Source organism: Croceibacterium selenioxidans (genome assembly GCF_018599195.1).
Taxonomy (GTDB): Bacteria; Pseudomonadota; Alphaproteobacteria; order Sphingomonadales; family Sphingomonadaceae; genus Croceibacterium_A; species Croceibacterium_A selenioxidans.
The window spans coordinates 1-19,306 of sequence record NZ_JAHFVK010000002.1; the positions used below are offsets into that span (position 1 = coordinate 1).

Here is a 19,306-nt window from a genome sequence, read left to right on the forward strand (position 1 = left end):
GGGGAGTGAGTGTGACCACGGCCTATGACGGCTACGGTCGACTGATCGAATACAACCGCTCGAACGCCGGGGCGCAGAGCTATGTCTACAACGGCCTCGACGACCGGGTGGCGATGCTAAGCCCGACCGCCACCCGGCGCTTCATCTACGACGCCGACGGCCGCGTGCTCGGTGATTACGTAACGACCGGGACCGATGAAGTTCTTAAACTCCTGCGTTCGCAATTATAGGAGATGAACTTGTTTAGCCGATCCAGATCGTTTCTTGCTATCACCGCCCTAGGGTTCACCGTATGCGCAACCCCTGCCTCCGCAGAGTGCTCTGTTCCCAACGTGCTGACTAATGGTGAAGTGGCTGATGCCACTGAGATCATGGAAAATTTCAACGCCCTCGCACGCTGCACCGATAGCACGAACGAAGCGGTGGTCACGACGTCGGGCGCCCCTAGGCCAGGCGAGATCGCCGTTTTTAGCAGCGACAAAGTTGTCAGGGGAGGTGATCTTCTGGGCGATGTGACCACCTCTGGAAGCGTAGCCACTACGTTGTCGACGACCGGGGTTACGCCCGGCACGTACCTCAACCCGACCCTGACAGTTGACGCAAAGGGAAGAATAACTGCAGCGTCCAACGGTTCGGCGCCCGGGGTTGGAAGTGGGAGTGCCGAATGGACCGAGTTGACACTCGTGAACCCTGGTGCTGAAACAGGAACTACGGCGGGATGGACGCAGGAAGGGGGTGGGTTCACCCCTACAACAGCCAATCCCTCCGGCCACACGATGACGCCAATCGACGGAACTTATGCGTTCACCGCCACGGCGAACGCGGCTCCCAAAATGTACCAAGTCGTCGATCTGTCCACTTTCGCCAAGGAGATCGATAACGGATCCGTCTCCGCCATGCTGGAGGCCGCAGCTGCGGACACCTACTCGGCGGGCGAAAATCCCGTTGTCTTTATCGACTTCCGGGATGCATCCAACACTAGCCTCGGGATGGTTGTAAGCCCCATGGCTACTCGCTCTATCGGGGCTGGCAAGTGGCGCATTCTAAACGTTTCGGGCCGAATTCCGCCTCTCGCTCGATCCATGCTTCTCTATGTCTGGGCAGATAGGGTCGACGGCAGCAACAACAACGTGGCCTTTGACCGCGTAAAGGCTTTCCTGAGTGGTTATTGATTGATATGGCTTTCTCAGAGCAACGTGGGGTCTTGTCAGACGAACGTCGCAGTCGGTGCGTGAAGCTGCTAGCGGCGGAAAATGACACGCAAATCCAGAGCCTTACCAGCACGCCCGTTTCGCCGCTTCAACTCGTCGCCTGAGGTCATCCGTCTTGGGGTGATGATGACGTCAGGTTCCCACTGAGCTTGCGCAACGTGGAGGATCTGCTGTTCGAACGCGGAATCGACGTCTGCCACGAAACGTTACGTTTCTGGTGGAACCGGTTCGGGCCGATGTTCGCAGCAGAGGTCCGGCGTCGGCGCGTGAGCCGAATGCGTGGCTTTCGTCACTGGCGCTCCATGCGCAACTCCAATTTCCAAATTGAAGCTAATACCTCGATCAGCCAAGAAGAACGTTGTCCCGGCACCGAGACCGAACGAAGCTCTACCCCCACTACACCGATCGTCATGTTGTGGCGCGTTATACGCATGCGCCAACGTGGTCGGAAAGAACCCCGGATACCGCGGGATCATTGCGAGGAGGCTCGGCGGACGTGACCCGCCCGGTGTGTAGAAATGGCCGACCTCGCCGCCCAGGTTGGGAATGTTGGGATGAGGCCTGTCCGCGCAAACCCCGATATCTCCCGGGCCCAGGTTCATCGTCGTAAGCTCGGAGGCGGAACACTTTCGCAACCCGCTCGGATCGAACCGGTTCACCGGATCATTCCCGACATAGGAGTAAAGGTTCATCCCATCGCCGTAGCCGATGGGGTCGGCCTGCATGAACCGGCCGAGCGTGGGCGAGTACATCCGGGCTTCGTAATAATACATGCCCAGTTCCGGCAGCCATGCCTGGCCGGTGTATTGGAACCGGCCGACGTTCTTGGAGCCGGGGATGCCGTACTCGTCGTAGCTGTTGGGCTGGAGTGCATTGCCGTCACAACGCTATGCGATCTCAGCTCCGGCGGTTTCCAACCGCAAGAGCTGTCAAAAGCAATACCACGAATATGAATACCCTTAAAAGTAATACAACATCCTCATCTATAAATTTAGAAATAGCAATTGTTATGCCGAAGAATATAAAATATAGTACAACTATTAATAAAATGAATAAGCACCCCTCAAAATTATTTGGCACATACGCTGAACCTACTTTTGTAAACCACTTCTTATCTTTAGTCATGCTTAGTAATCGTCTTCCCGCAAGATCGTTGTTTGGATGTCGTAAATGCTGGCGTCGAACGAGAGGCCGGCCGAAGGTCCCCCACTCAATGTGAATATGCCATTCTCACCAAATGATCCGCTTACAGCTACTGGCCCAACGTTAAGGCTGACAGCAGTGTCGTTACCTACAAGATCGCTTGGTTGTTGCGCGTTAGAGAATATCAAGCCCGCTTCCACCCCAACGGATCCGCCCGCTACAACGCCGCCTCGGCCAGCCATGCCTGCGATACCCCTCTCCATTTCATTTGTTATTGTGAAAAATTCAAGAATAAGAAATATGAATGGTATCGCGGTCGAAACGCAGGCAAATATTTTTAATCCTTTGGACGTTTGTAGGGACCTTTTCTTTACCTAGACCATATCAACACCCACCCGTGCCGTCATTTACATATCGCAAGAGCAGCCGCAACTATTACAGTTCTTCTCAAATGGCCAAACTGGAAATGTTATTGAAAAGAACCTCCCCCTACAACACGGGCATTTCACGGAAATCAAAAAAAATAATCCAGTTACAGGCCCAAATATAGAAGAAATAACTATCAATACGGCGAGTATAAGCCCTAATTCCGGTATAATATTAAATAGCATTACATCTAAACATAATGCAATAAGAGTTCCATAAACAATTGACCGCATAATTTTGCCCGCAGATACCGGGCCTACCCCTCTAGCATCCGAAGTCATAAATAGTCCTCGTTGCTTGTTCACCTCCAAGAATATATGCTACAATTCCCCCGTAATTAAAACCAGCCCCGCCCTTACTAAGGATTCCGCCTATTCCTCCAGTCAACAAGTCTTTGGCGGAGACGCCTATCTTGACGTCAACTTCGCCATATTCACCGAGAGATGATCTTCCATCTGACGACACCTGTCCATTCATTCCGCCTGAGATGGGACTTGCTATCCCTGCGATTCCTGCGCCCAAACGCATGGAGCTAGTGAGGCTTACTCGCCCGTTGTCTTCGATTGTCAGGGTTTCACTACCGCCTGCTACAAGGCCCAAACCCGCCATCCCCGCAGAGCTTGCAAAAATGTTTGTCCCCGGTAGCCTATCGAGGATCTCGCAACTGGCGCTCTTCTTCATCCGTAGCGGCGAAGCATGAACCAATGTCGTCGGAAAGAAGGCGGGATATCTCGGAATCATCGTAAGCAGGCTCGGCGCACGTGATCCGCCGTTTGTGTAGAAACGCTCGATGTCCCGAACAACCCGGTCCGACGGACCTCCTGACCCCGGCATGCCGACATCGGCACAGAGCGTCCCCATAGGCGTTCCTGGAGGACAGTCCTTGGCCAGGCCGGTTCCATCAAGATAATTCACCGGATCATTCCCGACATAGGCGTACAGGTTCATCCCGTCGCCGTATCCGATGGGGTCGGCCTGCATGAACCGGCCGAGCGTGGGCGAGTACATCCGGGCTTTGTAGTAATACATGCCCAGTTCCGGCAGCCATGCCTGGCCGGTGTATTGGAACCGGCCGACGTTCTTGGAGCCGGGGATGCCGTACTCGTCGTAGCTGTTGACATTGACCACCTTCCCGCCGCCGTCGGTCACCGCAATGATCGAGCCGCGCTCGTCGGTATGAAGATAGCGGCGTTCCGCATGGCTCACGCCGCCGCCTTCAAACCACGCCATCGGATCGTCGCCCGCGCTAGCTCCGTGGACATAGCGCCGCAGTACCGTGCCGCCGGTGCTGTATTCGATCACCATGTCACCGCCATCGTAGAGGAACCGCGTGGTCCCGGTCGTGCTGCCGGTAACCTCGTAAAGACGACCTAGCGGATCGTAGGCCATGTTAGCGCTTGTCCCGCCACCTGAGCGAGCGACCAGGCGACTCTCCACATCGTAGGTGTAGCTATTTGTACCGTCCGAGGTCAGGTTGCCGTTGCCATCGTATGCGAAGGTCTTTCCCGCAACTACAGTGTACTGATTGAGCCCGTTGCCGGTGTAGCTACGGGTGACATCGACCCCATCTTTCCAGATATAATGGTCATTGCTCCTGGAGCGAGTGGCGATCTGGCCGGCGGGGTTGTACGTTACATCGCTTCTCGTACCGTAGGACCCAGTCATCTCGTGCCCGACCATCGTGAAGCGTCCAAGCGCGTTCCATTCAAAATGGGTCTTATGCCCCCAGGCACCTTCAACCGTGTTCAGGCGATACAGATACGACAATTGTCCTGCTGGAGTGCGCGCCAGATAAAAGAGAGACGCCCCGTTCTGATTTAGTGTGCTTAGCGCCCCGGAAGAATTTCGGTTATATGTGAGATATTTGCCATCCGGATGAGTCAATTCCGTCCGATTGCCCGCAACGTCGTATTGGTACGCGAGAGTTCGCGCGGTCCCGTCAACGTTAGTTGTCGCAAATGTAAGTTGGCTGAGCGCGTTGTAGGTGTTCGTGACACCCGGCCCCGACGCGTTGTCGAACCGGGCGTAGGTCAGGTTTCCGAACAGATCGTAGCCGAAATAGGTATCACGCGAGTGCGCAGTGGCGAGACCGGACCTCTCGGGCACGATCTTGGACGTGAGCCGTCCGAGATTGTCGTAGCCATATGTCAGCGTCTCTCCGCGTCGGGTTCGAAAACTCGTGACGTTGCCAACTGCGTCGTAACCGAGTTGTTCGTAATCGGTGGCCGAGCTCTTATCGGCACCCTTGGTCGTTGACGGGAACAGCGTCCTCACAAGGCGGCTATGTCCATCGTATTCGTAGGTCGTTAGGTTGTTCTCGGCGTCCTTGACCGTCGCTACGTTGCCATTGGGCGTAAAAGTAAGGCTCCGATCATTTGCTGCGGCACTCGTGCCATAACCGCTCGTGACCATCTTCACCCGGCCAAGTGCATCGTAAGTGTTGTAAGTCACGCGGTCAGGGCCATGCGCCCCGTTGGTTTGAGTAGGGCTGCAACTCGACGGTAGGGTGCCCCAACTCGCCGTATCCATCCGCAGGATCGTGCATTGCACTCGCCCAAGACTGTCATAGCGGGTGTCGATCACCTGATGGTCAGTTGTGTTGTGCCTCAATTTCTGCCGCACAGGTCGTCCGTAAGTGTCGAACTCGACGAGTGTATTGCTTAGCGGGCTGAATGCCGCCCAATCGGCGTCCGACTGGCTGTTTACCGTACCTTTCTCGGCCATATAAAGCTGACCATTCGCGTTGTAGCTATAGCGTGTCGCCTGAAACTTCGCCGTTCCGGCGTCATCAGGATCGGGCCTTATTTCGCCCACGACTTGACCCGCGGCATTGTAGCGCACGCGCGTCGTATCGCCCGCGCCCGGAAGTGGTCCGTCGACAGCGACCACGCGGCCGGCGCTGTCGTAAGACCGCGTGGTGGTCGCGGCGAGGGCACCGTCGCCCCGCGATATGGTCTCGCTGACCGGCAGAAGATTGTTCGCAGTCCCCGCTGCTTGTGGGCCGTAGTTGATGACGACCTTCCGTTCATCAGTGCCGCCAGCACAGCTCGCAGTCGTGCGGCAAGCCGAGACCTGAGTGGGTAAAGTGATGTTCGAGCCCGACGCGACGATCGATCCCGAGCTGTTCCGATAATAGGCCTGTCGCGGCGAGTAGGTGACGCGAGTCTCAGGCCGCACGCCGTTCGCATCCGCGGGCAACTTGATAGAGGTCACGCCGCCGTGCGTCTGGTCGTACGCGTAGTTGGTCACCTGTCCTCTAGCGTCGGTCGTACTCGTAGGTTTGCGGCAGGTCACAAGGTTGGCACATGAAGTCGGGAAAGTTGCCTTCTCGACAATGTCCGCCGGCGTCCCCGGCGTCTTGGCAACCGAACGGCGCTCGGTGATGTTGGCCAGGCTGTCGCGTGTCAGCTGGAGATAGTTGCCCTCCGGGTAAGTGATGCGGCTCAGGCGGAACTTCGCATCGTAGGAGTAGCTCGTAGCGTTGTTCAGAGCATCTTTGACGGACAATAGTCTGGAGTTCTGGTTCTCGCTGGGATCATACCGAAATGTATAAGTGGTCTTGGCGCCGGCAGGATCCGTAACCGTTCCACTCGATGTTGCAGGCAATGACGCAAGAGCCCAATTGTATGTCCAGGTCTGGCCGTTCCGGGTGACAGATTTGACTGGCCCGGAAACCGACTTCTGTGCTTCAACCCGAATGTTGTCGAACCCACCAGCGGTACCGCTCGGCCGCCTGATGCTGATGGCCCGACTTCCCCCTTCGGCTACGGGATTAGTTGAGGCCGTCTTCGAAACCGTGGTGGTTTGCCCGGCCGCGTTCGTGACGGAAATCTTGTCCACGTTGTAAGCGAAAGTCAGACGCGGCGCGCCAGACGTTGGCGTGCAGGCATTCGACCCGATTGCGCAGCTATTTACCGCCATGTTTATGGCGTTGACCGCCACTATTTTTAAAGGACTTGAGGATCCAATCGTGACATTCTTATATTCGAATTGAAGCATGTTCCCATAGTTGTCACTTATTGTTTGCGGTCCAACATAATTGTATAGGACCGCCTTGCCCGGATCGATATCCACCAGTCTGTTCGAAATTGTTACGATTTCGCCGATTGGATATTGCACCTTGCTGACGTGCCATGCGCCGCCCCAACCGCGAGCCGACCTGTACTGTTTGAAGGTAATCTTGCTACCTTCAGCAGTGTGATAGAGAAACTCGTCTACGCCTTGCTCGACGATGTAGGAATGATCGCCATTGCGCGATTGCCATTTCCGTGGACTGGTCGAAACTTGATCAAACGTCTTATGAGCCTTTGATCCAAAGACATATGGTCCACCTGACTCGTACGATACGGTAACCCATGAACCCGACGTACCTCCCTGCCAGTTATGAAGAACTAGGCGAGCAATTTCCGGGCGCGCATCTGAAACGTCTTCACTGATTACGTATTCGTATCGCAATAGCGGTCCACTCGATATCGACGTCGCCGGATCGGTCATTCCGAACCGTTGACTCGTAATGTCGACCCCGTTCTCGTCGCGTTGGGGGGCCGTTTCGAGGGGGGCAGTTTCGGTGGGTAACGCCTGACCGAATGCCGCGCCCGGCACGCACACCGATGAGGCGCACAAGGCCAAGAGGCTCACCTCCCGAGCCAATCTCGCGGAAGAACGCGTGCGCGAAAGTCGCGCGCCGTTGCTCAACGCCAGGCCTTTGTTGTTAGAAAAGTCCACTATTGCCCCTTATTTTGGAAACTGCCGCAAACGATTGGGACCATTTCCAGAGTGGGCATGGGGTCGTCGATAAGTAGCACTACCTATCGTGACTGGCGTGCTGGTGGGTTAGTGCTCTTCGAGAACTGATCGGAGGCTTCATGCTCAAGATATTAGCTGCGGCAATTGCAATGGGATCCGCGGCCCCGTTGGCTTCGCCCAACCCCTCGGCGTACGAAACCGTGACCTACACCTATGACGCGCGCGGACGACTGGTGAAGGTTGTGCGGACCGGCTCGGTCAACAATAACGAACAGACCGTCTACAAGCTCGACAAGGACGGCAACCGCACTAACGTCGCCACGACTGGCGCGTGACGCGCAAGATTGGTGATGACTGATCCTGCTGGCTCCGGCGTCCTCGTCAATGCCGTCAATTGGCTTCAGGGAACGCTTCTCGGTACCGTCGCCACGACCGTCGCCGTCATTGCGGTGGCGGCTGTGGGCTTCTTGATGCTGACCGGCCGCATCAACTGGCGGCACGGCGCAGTAGTCATTGTCGGGTGCTTTGTGCTGTTCGGCGCCGCCAGCATCGTTGCCGGAATTCGCGCCACCGCCATTGGCGGCTAATCAGTCGGAGAGGCACGATGGCTGGCGAACTTCGCCGTGATACGCTGTTCGTAGCCCTCACCCGTCCGCAGATGTTCGCCGGCGTCACCTACAGCTTCTTCGTGATCAACGCCGTGCTGGCGGTCGAGCTGTTTCTCATCTTCAAGAGCCTGTGGGTGCTGCTTGCGGCCCTTCTCATCCATCTGGTTGGCATGATCGCGAGCTTGCGCGAGCCGCGCATCGTCGATCTCTGGCTTTCTCGCGTGCGGCATTGTCCGAGGGTCAAAAATTACGCGTTCTGGCGATGCAATTCCTACCGTCCCTAAGCGGCAACCGCGACCTCGCCCGGCGCGAGAAGGCAGCCGGATCGCACCTGCCCTATGCCCGGCATGTCGACGGGCAGACAATTGAGCTGCGCGATGGTCTGCTGATGCAGACGATCCATCTGGGCGGCCTGCTGTTCGAGACCGCCGATAGCGATGAGCTCAACTACCGAGCCGAGTTGCGCGACGCGATGCTGCGGACGATCGGTTCCTCGCGTTTTGCGGTCCATCACCATGTCATCCGCCGGCGCGCCGAGGCGGCGCTCGAGAGCCAATACCCGGACGAGTTTTCGCGCAAGCTCGATGCCCGCTGGCGCGAGCGCCTCGCGGGCAAGCAGATGTACGTCAACGAGCTGTTCCTGACGATCCTGCGGCGCCCGCTCCGGGGGCGCCTGGGGTGGGCTGATCGGCTGCAGGGTCTGTTTGCCAAGGCGGGCGGCCGAGACAATGCGTCGCTCGCAGCCGAGAAGCGCTCGCTCGACGCCGCACGCGAAGCGCTGATCGCCGCTCTCAGCCCTTATTCGCCGCGCACGCTCGGCATCTATGAGACCCCCGAGGGTTTCCGCTCCGAACCCCTCGAGTTCCTCTCGTGTCTGTTCAACGGCGAGATGCGCCCCGTAGGCCTGCCACATGGTGATTTCGGCATGCACCTGCCCTGGCGGAGGATCAGCTTCGGGCAGGACACCGTGGAACTGGGCACTGCGGGCGCTTTGCCGCGCAAGTTTGTCGGGATCGTCTCGGTCAAGGATTACCCCGGGCAGACCATGCCGGGGATGTTCGACGAGCTCTATCGCCTGCCCTGCGAGATGCATGTCAGCCAGAGCTTTGCCTTCGTCGAACGCAGTCAGGCACTCGGCAAGATGAACCTGGCGCTAAGGCGCATGCGTTCGGCCGAGGACGATGCGCTGAGCCTGAGGAACGAACTCGTCCAGGCGAAGGACGACGTCGCCGCCGGCCGCGCGGCCTTTGGCGAACACCACACGACGATAGCGGTGCATTCGGATGATCCCGAACAACTGAATGCCAACGTCGCCGAGGTGATCGCGCTGCTCGGCGATCTCGGGATCAACGCCGTGCGCGAGGACATCGCGCTCGAACCCGCGTTCTGGGCCCAATTCCCGGGGAACTTCAAGTACAATGCCCGTCAGGGCCTCGTCTCGACCCGCAACTTTGCCGGGCTGGCGAGCCTGCACAATTTCCCCGTCGGCAAGGCCCGCGGCAATCACTGGGGCCAGGCGGTCACCCTGTTCGAGACGACGGCGGCGGGACCTTACTTCTTCAACTTCCACCACCACGACCTCGGCAACTTCACGGTCATCGGGCCCTCGGGTTCGGGCAAGACCGTGGTGATGAACTTTCTACTCGCCCAGGCGCGCAAGTTTGATCCCAGGATAATCTTCTTCGACAAGGATCGCGGTGCCGAACTGTTCATCCGCGCGATCGGCGGCCAGTATGACCGGCTTCGCCCGGGCGAAGCCTCGGGCCTCAATCCGCTGCAATTGCCCGATACGCCCACCAACCGGCAGTTCCTTCTCGAATGGCTCGAACTGCTCGCCGGCGGGCTTGAGAGCGGCGAACTCCAGCCGGTCCAGGACGCGATTGAGGCCAACTACGCTCAACCGGCGGAGCGCCGCCGGCTACGGCATCTCGTCGAACTGTTCCGCGGCTATGGCCGGCCGCATTCGGCAGACCTCTACTCGCGCCTTAAGCCCTGGTGGGGTACAGGCGACCGCGCCTGGCTGTTCGACAACGAACGCGACCTGACCGACCTTGCTGCCGACACCGTCGGTTTCGACATGACCGCGATCCTCGACGATCCGCGGACGCGGACACCAGCGCTGCTCTACTTCTTCCACCGCGTCGAGGAGCGGCTCGACGGCCGCCCGGCGATCATCGTCGTCGACGAGGGCTGGAAGGCGCTCGACGACGAGGTGTTCGTGCGCCGGATCAAGGATTGGGAGAAGACCATCCGCAAGCGCAACGGCGTGGTCGGTTTTGCGACGCAAAGCGCGCAGGATGCGCTCGAAAGCCGGATATCGAGCGCGATCATCGAGCAGGCGGCGACGCAGATCTTCATGATCAATCCCAAGGCCCGGGCCGAGGACTACATCAACGGCTTTGGGCTGACGCCGCACGAGTACGAGCTGATCCGCACGCTGCCCGACAATTCGCACTGCTTCCTCGTCAAGCACGGCAAGGAGAGCGTTGTCGCCCGGCTCAACCTTACCGGCGAGCAGGAGCTGCTGACCGTGCTCTCGGGCCGCGAGAGCACCGTGCGCCTGTTCGACAGCCTCGTGCGCAAGGACGGCACGCCGCCGGACAACTGGCTCAAGCTGTTGCTGCAGCAGGCTGCCTGAGCATGGCCTGCCCGACCGTCACCACCGGCAACCGCTTTCTGGTCGACACGCTGAGCCACCTCGACTGCCAGGCGCAGACGCTGGGCAGCTTCGGGTTCCAGTCGCTGGCGCAGGCGGGCTCGCCCGCGGCGGTCCTGCTGAGCGCGCTGCTGACGCTGTTCATCGCTCTCTACGGCATCCGCCTGCTGTTCGGAGCGGGCGACGGGCCGCGGGATCTGGTCAACGCCGTCCTCAAGATCGGGATCGTGCTCACCCTCGCGGCGAGCTGGCCTGCCTGGCGCACCCTCGCCTACGATACCGTGCTCTATGGTCCGGCCGAGGTGGCGTCCACGATGATGCCCTCGACGCTTCCCGATCCGCGCGCCGGCTTCACCGAGCGGCTGCAGGCAATCGACAGTGGTATTGCCGCGCTGACCTTCACCGGTACCGGTCGACAGACCGGACAGCTAGTCGATAGCCAGGTCACTAGCGGCTTCCGCTCGATTGCGCTGACCGACGAGACGGGCCTGGGCTGGTCGCGTCCGCTGTTCCTTGCCGCGACGATTGGCCCGCTCGCGCTGCTACGCATCGCGGCCGGGCTGCTGCTCGCCCTGATGCCGCTCGTCGCGGGCTTGCTGCTGTTCGACTTTTCGCGCGGGCTGTTTGCGGGATGGGTTCGCGGCCTGGTCCTCGTCGCGCTGGGCTCGCTTGGCCTGACGGTACTGTTGTCGGTCGAGATCGCGATCATGGAACCCTGGCTCGCCGACGCGCTCAATCGCCGCAACCTGGGCTATGCGACCCCCACCGCTCCAACCGAGCTGCTTGCGCTTGTAGTAGCCTTTACTATTGCGACCAACGGTCTGCTGTACCTGCTCGGCAAGGTCGCCTTCCAGAACAGCTGGTCGATACGTTTGCCAGCGTTCAGGGCCGACAGGCCTCTGCCGCTGGCCGGATCGTCTACGCTCATGCCTGCGGGGCACAGCGAGATCGCGGCTCATTCCCGGGCGCTGGCGGTGAGCGAAGCCGTCGCGCTGCAGGTGCGGCGCGAAAAAGCCTCTGCGGCCAGCGGCGACCGGATCAGGCAGATCGGTATGGCTTCAGGCCCCGGTCTATTGCCGGCACCGACCGGGTATTCCACGGGCTCGCTGACTGAGCCGCTCGGCAGCAGCCACCGCTGGACCCTGCGCCGCGATACATCGGCCCAGCGCCGACGGGACAATCACCCATGAACGACATGAGCAACGAACGCCTCGAGGCGTATTTCCAGGAAGCCGAAAGCTGGTCGCACGATCGCCAGCGTGCGGCGAACCGCTCGCTCCGCCTCGCCTGGATCGCGGCAGGGCTCGCCGGCACGATCGCGCTTGTCGAAGCGTTCGCGCTCGTGGCGCTCGTCCCGCTGAAGCGCGACGTCCCCTACACCCTGCTCGTCGATCGGCAGACCGGCTATGTCGAACCCTTGAAGTCGCTCGAGAACGACGGCCTCACCGCCGACGCCGCGCTGACCCGCTCGTTCCTCGTACAATATGTTATCGCCCGTGAGAGCTTCGACGTCGACAGCCTGCAGGAGAGCTATCGCCGCGTGGGCCTGTGGTCGACCGGTGAAGCCCGCGATCGCTACCTGGCGCAAATGAACGCCGGCAACCCGGCAAGCCTGCTTGCCAGCCTGCCCCGCCGCGCCACGGTCGACGTGCAGATCCGCAGCGTGTCCTCGCTCTCGGCCAACACCGCGATGGTGCGTTTCTCGACCATTCGCTCCGATCCGGGCGGCCGTCCGCAGGTCGCGCAGACCTGGCAGGCGATCCTCACCTATCAATATGCCGACGCCGCCATGAGCGCCGAGGACCGACTGACCAATCCGCTGGGCTTCCAGGTCACCCGCTATCGCCGCGATGCCGAAACGCTGCCTGAGGAAGCCGCGCAGGACCTTACGCCCGCGCCGCAGCACCGCCCGGCGTTGCCGCAGCGCCCCGGCGAAGCGCCCACGCCATGAAGGGAGGCCTGAAGGTCCTTGCTGCTCTGGTTTTGGCCTCCGCCGGGAGTGCGGGAGCCATGGCCCAAATTGCCCCCATTCCGGGGAGCGATGATCCGCGCTTGCAGACCGTCGCCTACGATCCGTCCCGACCGGTACGCCTCGTGGCCTTTCCCGGGGCGAACTTGACCCTGATGCTCCTGCCCGGTGATCGCATCAGCCGTGTCGTGCTGTCGGACCGGGGCGCGTTCGATGTTCGGGTCACCGCCGGCGGTGACAGCCTCAACATCCTGCCGCTTCGGCCCGACGCGAGCGCCACGCTGCTCGTCGAGGGCGCGCAACGGCGCTACGAGTTCGATCTCGACACCGGCGAAGGCCTAGCTGCCGCCTATGTCGTGCGGTTTGTCGGTTCGCCGGAGTACCCCGCGTTTGCTGGAACGATGGGCCCTTCAACTGCTTCCGACCCAGCCCTCTGGACAGGTACCTATCGCTTGTCGGGCGAGAGAACCCTGCGCCCCGTCCGCATGGGTGACGACGGGGAGCGCACCTATATCGAGTGGGCGGCCAACCAGTCGCTTCCCGCCGTATTCGGCATCGGTGCCTCGGGTCAGGAAGAGGTCGTCGACGGCTATATGCGCGGCGATCTCTTCACCATAGATCGGGTCTATAGCGAGCTCGTGTTCCGCATCGACAAGCTGCGCGTGCGGGCCCGCCGCGAGAGGAGCGAGCGATGAGTGAGGCCGCCATCGACCCGCCTCAATCCTCAGCCGATATCCGTCCCGTGGTCCGCACGGCCAATCCCGGCAATCTCGGCCTGTGGCTGTTCGGCGCGGGCTTGCTTGTCGGCGGCGCGTTGCTGTTCAACGCGCTCAACAACCGCCGGCAGGACATGGTCGCCGCGACGGCGCTGCCCGCCAGCCAGACCGGTGGCATGATCGGCGCCCCGCCCCCGCTCGCTGTACCCCAAACCTGGCTCGAACCGCCGGTCGAGCAGGGTTATAGCCCCGTGCTTCGTGGCCGTCTCCCCTCTGATCCGACCTTTTCGCCAGCGCCGCAGGTCGTCACCAGGTTCGTCGAGCGGCCCGCGCCCGCCGCTCCGTTTATCCCGGAACCGGCCCCCCAGTTTGTCCAGCGCCCTCCAGTGCCGGCGATCATCGAACGCCCCGCCCAGCCCGAAACGGCGGCCACATCGGAACGGGACGGGAAGGATCGAGTGACAGCCGGGCACCTGCTCAATCCCTCGCTCACCGTACCCCAGGGAACGGTCATCGCCGCGGTTCTGGAAACGGCGCTCGATTCCACCCGCGCGGGCGGCGTACGCGCGATCGTCTCGCGCGACGTGAAGAGCTTCGACGGCAGCCGGATCCTGATCCCGCGCGGCAGCCGGATCTACGGCGAATACACGTCCGATCTTGCCGCCGGCCAGCGCCGCGCGCTCGTCCAGTGGCATCGGCTCACCCGGCCCGACGCGGTGGTGATCGACCTCGACAGTCCCGCTGCAGACCCGCTCGGTCGAACCGGCGTGCATGGCAAGGTCAACAGCAACTTCCTCGCGCGCTACGGCGGGGCCATTCTGCAATCGGTGCTCGATATCGGGGTCGGCGTTGCCACCCGGGCGGTGACGGACGACCAGGCGGTGATCGTGGCCTTGCCCGGCAGCACCCAACAGGTCACTGCGCAACAGGCACAAGGCGATGTGCAGCGCACCCTCAAGGTCGAGCAGGGTACAAGCGTGTCGGTCTTCGTCGCCCGCGATCTGGATTTCTCGACCGTTGACCGCTGATACACTTGCTCCGGCCGCCGGGTACTATCTCGACAGCCTGCTCGCGCCGCTCTCGGCCTGGCTTGAACGGGCGGACGTGACCGACATCTACGTTAACCGTGAGCAGGAGGTCTGGGTCGAGGCGCTTGGCGGCTCGATCGAGCGCCACGCCTGTCCGGCGTTGACCGAGGCGGTGCTCGCGCGTCTGGCGCGGCAGATCGCGGCGGCCAGCGCACAAGGCATCAACCGCGAGCATCCGCTGCTCGCCGCCAGCCTTCCCGATGGGTCGCGCGTACAGATTGCCGCTCCACCCGCGACGCGCGGGGGTCATGTCATGGCTATCCGCCGACATATCGCGGTGAGCCCGTCGCTCGATGAATATGCTGACGCCGGCGCCTTTGAGGACGTGCGGAGCGAAACGGTCTCGCTCGAGCGCGAGGCAGCGCTTGTGCCCGTCGCCGCGACCGCAGTTCGCGAGACGCTGCGAAGAGCGGTGCGTGATCGCCGCAACATCCTCGTCTCGGGCGGGACCTCGACCGGCAAGACCACGTTCCTTGGTGCGCTGTTGCGGGAAATTCCGAGCGAAGAGCGGCTCATCCTGATCGAGGACACGGCTGAGCTTGAAATGACCCATCTGAACTCGGTCGGTTTGCTCGCCGCTCGCAGCGCGCTCGGCGAAGCCGAAGTCAGCACTGAGGACCTGCTGATCGCTTCGCTGCGCATGCGCCCCGATCGCATTATCCTCGGCGAGTTGCGCGGTTCTGAAGCCTTCACCTTCCTTCGCGCGGTCAACACCGGCCATCCCGGGTCGATGACCACGATCCACGCCGACAGCCCTTCGCGATCGGTCGAACAACTCGCACTCTTGGTTCTCCAAGCCGGCTCGCGCCTTAGCCGCGAGGACGTGCGCCACTATGTTCGCGAAAGCATCGACGTCTTCGTTCAACTCGAACGGCGTGCCGGGTTGCGCAAGGTCGCCCAAGTGCTGGTGAAGGGCTGATAGACCATGACGGTTGCGCCCTCGCTGTTCGATGCCCCCTCAGGCTCGGCACTCACGTCGGCCTCGAAGTGGCTATCGAGCACGCTACTCGGGAGCCTGGCGATCGGTCTTTGCGTAATCGCCGTGGCGTGGGTCGGGCTGCTGCTCATGTCCGGCCGTTTGGCCGTCCGCGATGCGCTGCGCATAACCATCGGGTGTTTTGTCCTCCTGGGCGCGCCCGTCATAGCTGCGGGCCTGCACGGGCTCACGGAGACGGCGTCACGGGTCGGCGTGGTCGAGGAACCTCGGGCCGAGCCGACACCTCAGCCACCTCCTTTGCCGCCAGCCAATTACGACCCTTATGCGGGAGCATCTCTGCGAGTCGAATGATAGCTCAAAAGACGACGGGCCGCGCAAATCATTCTGAAAGACAGATTGGGGGCTGTCAGACCGACGTGGCTGTCAGGATGCGAAGCCGCTAGGGCGGAAAATGGGCCGCAAATCCGCAGCGTTACCGTCAAGTCCGTTTCGACGCGTCAACTCGTCGCCGGCGATTATCCGACTTGTTGTGATGGTGTACGCCCGCTCCCCACTGTCGCTTCGCAACCTTGAGGATCTGCTGTTTGAGGGCGGGATCGACCTCTGCCACGAAACGGTGCGTTTCTGGTGGAACGGATTTGGTTCCAACTTTGCGGCAGAAGTAAAATAGAGACAGGTAAACCGGATGCTCGACTTCCGTCGAAGCGCGGGCATTTGGACCAGATGCACCTGCCCCAACCTGAGACGTTTATTCGCGGGGCCGTTCCAACGCACCATCGAATGCCGGTGTGGAGCTTGTCCCAAAGCCAGGAAATTTAGCAGCAACCCTGTCACGCAACTCATCCCATAGAACTTTCGCGGCATAGCCGATCATCAAAATCCAAAAGGTAAGAAAAGCCACGATCGTCGCGTTGTCGCCCTGATCCCAAGCCCCCAAGGTAGTCGCGATGTTTCGAATTGAGTCAAATAGGAAGGGCAGTCCTAGAAAGAGGATGCATCCGACACCAAGGAGCCACCAAGGGCCCACCATTTCAGGCCGGATGAAGGCCCGCGCAAAGCCACCTATTCCAAGCGAAAAGAAGAACGTCGCCAACCCGATGGCAAGAAGTGCCGCGTGACCGATAGGCGAGAGGGAAACAACGCCCTGACTCTCGACGGCAATCGATTTCCAAACGGACAACAAGCCCCATGCTGGCATGGCCATTAGAAACCACATTCCAATCACATAGCCGATGCATATCCAGAATGCGGTGAAGCCAGGGTCTTCCCGGGCTGCAAACCCCTGCGGCGTAGGCGTCTCCGGCACCACTTCCGGTGTCACATCGACAAACGAGCCTGCATCGACACCCAAGAAGGGAATGCGGGGCCGATCCGGGAACAGTGCCTGATGGTCCCGCGCATAGTCTTTGGCGTTCAGCCGAAGCATTTTGTCCACCCTGAGCCTCTCATGGACGCCAAAGAGGATCATTATCGCAAGTACGAAAGTGGCAGCATCTAGTGTCTGGTTGGCAGGCGGTCCGATTAGCTGAGCCAAAGTCCAGCCACCAAAGAAGAACCCCAAGAGGATTGTGATTGCGGTTTTGTAGCGGACGAAAATAGAATCGGCGCGGCGCTGGTAAAAATCGTGTAATTCATAGCAGTTCATAAGGTCCTCCCTATGGAAGGCTATCGGAGCGGGGATTGCGGCGCTTTACGCAGTTTACCCAACTTGCGACTCAGCGTTCGCGCCCGGCGTCATCCAGGTTCTACGCGATGGGCGAGAGCAAATACGGGACGATCCGCCGTTCGCCGGTTTTGATTTCGGCCTGGACGGCGAAGCTCGGACCAATCGGCTGCGTGCCGTTGCCGACGGTGCACTAGTTGAGGCGAATGCGCCCAGCGTAGACCGGGCTGGACCGGGTAGTTCTTGGCGCCGCGTTCCGCCACGCCTTGCTGAGTCTGGTCGATCGCATCGCGGCTGAGGCGCTGTCAGATCAAATGTATCTGATGGCAGCAGGACAGACTTGAAGTACGACAGCGCAATGCCGCGTCCCAAGAAACCCGACTTGGCGCGAATGTCACTCCACGCCAGGCGGCGATCGGCAAGCGCCGCGATCTTTAGGGCGCCAACGCCCGCAACTCTGGGGCCCTTGAGCTACTTTATTGCACCGGGCTCCGCGTCGGGCACCTCGATCCGAGGCGACGTGGAAGCGCGTTCACGTCGCCTCGGTGGCAGGCCGATGTTCACGCCTGAATCGGCTTTAGTCCAGATGTCAGGGCGCTCTTCCTTTGGTCAGGCGATCGCTGCCCTAAGAGCTTCGGTGTCTTCATAGAAATGGTAGAGGACCAGTCGTTCGTCCCGGACTTGGCAAATCAACGCCCAGTCGCTGGCAAACTCCCTGCCGGTCTCGCGGCTTTTGTGACGAAGCGTGCCGTAAAGTGCCGCGTGATGGTCGTCACCGAATGCGGCCGTCACATTGAAATCGCCCGGCTCCAAAAGAGAACCGAAGCCGCCAAAGAAATCCCTGGCGCCGTCCTGCCCCACGAAGGTCCCATGCAGCGGGTTGGAGGGGTTTGGACGCGGGTTTCCCGATACGAAAACGGCCTGCGGATCAACCATCGAGAGCGCCTCATCCATTTTGCCGGCAAAGATATTGCCGAGGAAGGCCTGAACGAGTGCAGCGGCTGTCATGGGTAGTTTTCCTTTCGGGTCGGGGATGGGAAGCCTGACAAGACAAGTTTGCCAAGCGTTCGCCCGCTTTCCAGACGGGCATGGGCAGTGCGAAGGTTTTCGGCTGTGATGGGGCCCAGATTGGCGCTCGCTGTCGGCGCAAGCTTGCCTTCATCAACGAAGGTCGCGACTTTTTTCAGGATTTCGCCTTGCCGTGCTTTGTCCGGCGTGGAGAACATTGGTCGCGTGAACATGAACTCCCAGAGGAAGCTCGCGCTCTTGCGCATGAGAAGGTTGAGATCTGGTGCGGTGTCGAATGGCACGACGGAGCAAATTCGCCCTTGGGCCTCAAGAAGGTTAGCCATGGCCGGGTAATGCCGGTCGGGATTATTCAGAAGGAGCACAAGATTGGGTCGAGGCAGGCCCTGGCCGGCGAGTTGAGCACCCATATCCGCAAAATGGTCGATGACGGCATGAGCGCCGAGGCGTTCACACCATGCGCGGGAGGCGGGACGCGAGGCGGTTGCTATGACCGTCAGATCCGGAACCATCCGTGCGAGTTGGATGGCGATAGAGCCAACACCGCCAGCCCCACCGACAATGAGAATCGTCAACGGACCGGATGAGAGACCGGGACAAAGGCCGAAACGTTCAAAAAGGATCTCCCATGCCGTCAATGCTGTCAGGGGAAGGCTGACCGCATCAGAGGCGCTGAGCGAGACCGGGCGACGCGCAACGATGGCGGAGTCGACCAAGTGCAATTCGCTGTTGGCACCCGGCCGAGACAGATCCCCCGCATAGTAGACGGCATCACCCAGTGCAAAGCCTGGGACGTCAGCTCCCATGCCGACGACTTCTCCGGTGGCATCCCAGCCAAGAACAGTAAACGTCCCGTCGTCGGCTTTGCGATTTCGCATCCTGTAGTCTGCCGGATTGACCGAAATCGCCTCGATACGAACAAGCAGATCATTGGGACCCGGTTTGGGATCAGGAATGTCAAGTTCGACTAAGGACATTGGATTGTCGGCAGGCAGTGGTTTGAAGAGACCGATGGCTCGCATGAATGCTCCTGTGCTGAGAGCATCTTTGCAAGGATCTCTGACAACCGGAATGTGGTATGTTTCGCCAGGGTCTGTGCATTTATAATCGGATAATG

At 60.4% G+C, this 19,306-nt stretch carries 17 protein-coding genes and 2 pseudogenes; 13 read left to right on the forward strand and 6 right to left on the reverse strand.

Annotation, left to right across the window (positions count from 1 at the left end; translation table 11 throughout):
* The 3 genes and pseudogenes from KK137_RS09040 to KK137_RS16880 form a co-directional block, all read left to right on the forward strand.
* A partial coding sequence (locus KK137_RS09040; protein ID WP_214536120.1) for a hypothetical protein occupies positions 1–230 on the forward strand: 230 nt, incomplete at its 5' end.
* A gap of 3 nt (positions 231–233) precedes the next feature.
* Entirely contained in the window at positions 234–1,172 is a 939-nt protein-coding gene (locus tag KK137_RS09045) for a hypothetical protein (protein WP_214536121.1), read from the forward strand.
* 81 nt (positions 1,173–1,253) lie between these two features.
* A pseudogene (locus tag KK137_RS16880) lies at positions 1,254–1,510 on the forward strand (hypothetical protein); the annotation flags it as partial.
* On the opposite strand, the pseudogene KK137_RS16885 reads toward KK137_RS16880, so the two are convergent.
* The 3 genes and pseudogenes from KK137_RS16885 to KK137_RS16740 form a co-directional block, all read right to left on the reverse strand.
* Positions 1,418–2,053: pseudogene (locus KK137_RS16885) on the reverse strand (RHS repeat-associated core domain-containing protein); the annotation flags it as partial. The pseudogenes KK137_RS16880 and KK137_RS16885 overlap by 93 nt on opposite strands.
* Positions 2,054–2,108: 55 nt before the next feature.
* On the reverse strand, positions 2,109–2,336 hold the full coding sequence (locus KK137_RS09055; RefSeq protein ID WP_214536122.1) for a hypothetical protein: 228 nt from the start codon (positions 2,334–2,336) through the stop codon (positions 2,109–2,111).
* Positions 2,337–3,044: 708 nt separating this feature from the next.
* A complete protein-coding gene (locus tag KK137_RS16740; RefSeq protein WP_214536123.1) occupies positions 3,045–7,505 on the reverse strand; it encodes an RHS repeat domain-containing protein in 4,461 nt (1,486 codons plus the stop codon).
* A gap of 170 nt (positions 7,506–7,675) precedes the next feature.
* On the opposite strand from KK137_RS16740, the gene KK137_RS09065 reads away from it, so the two are divergent.
* The 10 genes from KK137_RS09065 to KK137_RS09110 are packed head-to-tail and all read left to right on the forward strand — an operon-like array spanning position 7,676 to position 15,851.
* Positions 7,676–7,861, forward strand: a complete 186-nt coding sequence (locus tag KK137_RS09065; protein WP_214536124.1) for a hypothetical protein — start codon at positions 7,676–7,678, stop codon at positions 7,859–7,861.
* A 15-nt stretch (positions 7,862–7,876) separates the two neighbouring features.
* Positions 7,877–8,113 carry a TrbC/VirB2 family protein gene (locus KK137_RS09070; protein ID WP_214536125.1) on the forward strand — a complete coding sequence of 79 codons (237 nt, stop codon included), beginning with the start codon at positions 7,877–7,879 and terminating at the stop codon, positions 8,111–8,113.
* A 17-nt stretch (positions 8,114–8,130) separates the two neighbouring features.
* Positions 8,131–8,418, forward strand: a complete 288-nt coding sequence (locus KK137_RS09075; protein ID WP_214536126.1) for a VirB3 family type IV secretion system protein — start codon at positions 8,131–8,133, stop codon at positions 8,416–8,418.
* Positions 8,397–10,772, forward strand: a complete 2,376-nt coding sequence (locus tag KK137_RS09080) for a VirB4 family type IV secretion/conjugal transfer ATPase (RefSeq protein ID WP_214536127.1) — start codon at positions 8,397–8,399, stop codon at positions 10,770–10,772. The genes KK137_RS09075 and KK137_RS09080 overlap by 22 nt, the downstream gene beginning before the upstream one ends.
* 2 nt (positions 10,773–10,774) lie before the next feature.
* Positions 10,775–11,980 carry a TrbL/VirB6 family protein gene (locus tag KK137_RS09085; protein ID WP_214536128.1) on the forward strand — a complete coding sequence of 402 codons (1,206 nt, stop codon included), beginning with the start codon at positions 10,775–10,777 and terminating at the stop codon, positions 11,978–11,980.
* Positions 11,977–12,741 (forward strand): VirB8 family type IV secretion system protein, encoded by a 765-nt coding sequence (locus KK137_RS09090; protein WP_214536129.1) that lies wholly within the window; start codon positions 11,977–11,979, stop codon positions 12,739–12,741. Before KK137_RS09085 ends, KK137_RS09090 begins: the two co-directional genes overlap by 4 nt.
* A gap of 59 nt (positions 12,742–12,800) precedes the next feature.
* Positions 12,801–13,454 (forward strand): TrbG/VirB9 family P-type conjugative transfer protein, encoded by a 654-nt coding sequence (locus KK137_RS09095; RefSeq protein WP_214536130.1) that lies wholly within the window; start codon positions 12,801–12,803, stop codon positions 13,452–13,454.
* A complete protein-coding gene (locus tag KK137_RS09100) occupies positions 13,451–14,503 on the forward strand; it encodes a TrbI/VirB10 family protein (protein ID WP_214536131.1) in 1,053 nt (350 codons plus the stop codon). Before KK137_RS09095 ends, KK137_RS09100 begins: the two co-directional genes overlap by 4 nt.
* On the forward strand, positions 14,493–15,482 hold the full coding sequence (gene virB11 / locus KK137_RS09105) for a P-type DNA transfer ATPase VirB11 (RefSeq protein WP_250893806.1): 990 nt from the start codon (positions 14,493–14,495) through the stop codon (positions 15,480–15,482). The genes KK137_RS09100 and virB11 overlap by 11 nt, the downstream gene beginning before the upstream one ends.
* Before the next feature lie 6 nt (positions 15,483–15,488).
* Positions 15,489–15,851 (forward strand): TrbC/VirB2 family protein, encoded by a 363-nt coding sequence (locus KK137_RS09110; protein WP_214536133.1) that lies wholly within the window; start codon positions 15,489–15,491, stop codon positions 15,849–15,851.
* A gap of 397 nt (positions 15,852–16,248) precedes the next feature.
* Here KK137_RS09110 and KK137_RS09115 read toward each other — a convergent pair whose 3' ends face one another.
* From KK137_RS09115 to KK137_RS09125, 3 genes are all read right to left on the reverse strand, one after another.
* Positions 16,249–17,145, reverse strand: coding sequence for a hypothetical protein (locus KK137_RS09115; protein WP_214536134.1), 897 nt, complete (start codon positions 17,143–17,145; stop codon positions 16,249–16,251).
* A gap of 627 nt (positions 17,146–17,772) precedes the next feature.
* Positions 17,773–18,171 (reverse strand): nuclear transport factor 2 family protein, encoded by a 399-nt coding sequence (locus KK137_RS09120; protein WP_214536135.1) that lies wholly within the window; start codon positions 18,169–18,171, stop codon positions 17,773–17,775.
* Positions 18,168–19,211, reverse strand: coding sequence for a zinc-binding alcohol dehydrogenase family protein (locus KK137_RS09125; RefSeq protein ID WP_214536136.1), 1,044 nt, complete (start codon positions 19,209–19,211; stop codon positions 18,168–18,170). The genes KK137_RS09120 and KK137_RS09125 overlap by 4 nt, the downstream gene beginning before the upstream one ends.
* Between the last annotated feature and the right edge of the window lie 95 nt (positions 19,212–19,306).

Excerpts from the sequence above, each read along its gene's own strand:
- KK137_RS09045 (WP_214536121.1), top strand. The coding sequence starts at position 234 with ATGAACTTGTTTAGCCGATCCAGATCGTTTCTTGCTATCACCGCCCTA.
- KK137_RS09055 (WP_214536122.1), bottom strand. The coding sequence starts at position 2,336 with ATGACTAAAGATAAGAAGTGGTTTACAAAAGTAGGTTCAGCGTATGTG.
- KK137_RS09065 (WP_214536124.1), top strand. The coding sequence starts at position 7,676 with ATGGGATCCGCGGCCCCGTTGGCTTCGCCCAACCCCTCGGCGTACGAA.
- KK137_RS09070 (WP_214536125.1), top strand. The coding sequence starts at position 7,877 with ATGACTGATCCTGCTGGCTCCGGCGTCCTCGTCAATGCCGTCAATTGG.
- KK137_RS09075 (WP_214536126.1), top strand. The coding sequence starts at position 8,131 with ATGGCTGGCGAACTTCGCCGTGATACGCTGTTCGTAGCCCTCACCCGT.
- KK137_RS09080 (WP_214536127.1), top strand. The coding sequence starts at position 8,397 with ATGCAATTCCTACCGTCCCTAAGCGGCAACCGCGACCTCGCCCGGCGC.
- KK137_RS09085 (WP_214536128.1), top strand. The coding sequence starts at position 10,775 with ATGGCCTGCCCGACCGTCACCACCGGCAACCGCTTTCTGGTCGACACG.
- KK137_RS09090 (WP_214536129.1), top strand. The coding sequence starts at position 11,977 with ATGAACGACATGAGCAACGAACGCCTCGAGGCGTATTTCCAGGAAGCC.
- KK137_RS09095 (WP_214536130.1), top strand. The coding sequence starts at position 12,801 with ATGGCCCAAATTGCCCCCATTCCGGGGAGCGATGATCCGCGCTTGCAG.
- KK137_RS09100 (WP_214536131.1), top strand. The coding sequence starts at position 13,451 with ATGAGTGAGGCCGCCATCGACCCGCCTCAATCCTCAGCCGATATCCGT.
- KK137_RS09110 (WP_214536133.1), top strand. The coding sequence starts at position 15,489 with ATGACGGTTGCGCCCTCGCTGTTCGATGCCCCCTCAGGCTCGGCACTC.
- KK137_RS09115 (WP_214536134.1), bottom strand. The coding sequence starts at position 17,145 with ATGAACTGCTATGAATTACACGATTTTTACCAGCGCCGCGCCGATTCT.
- KK137_RS09120 (WP_214536135.1), bottom strand. The coding sequence starts at position 18,171 with ATGACAGCCGCTGCACTCGTTCAGGCCTTCCTCGGCAATATCTTTGCC.
- KK137_RS09125 (WP_214536136.1), bottom strand. The coding sequence starts at position 19,211 with ATGCGAGCCATCGGTCTCTTCAAACCACTGCCTGCCGACAATCCAATG.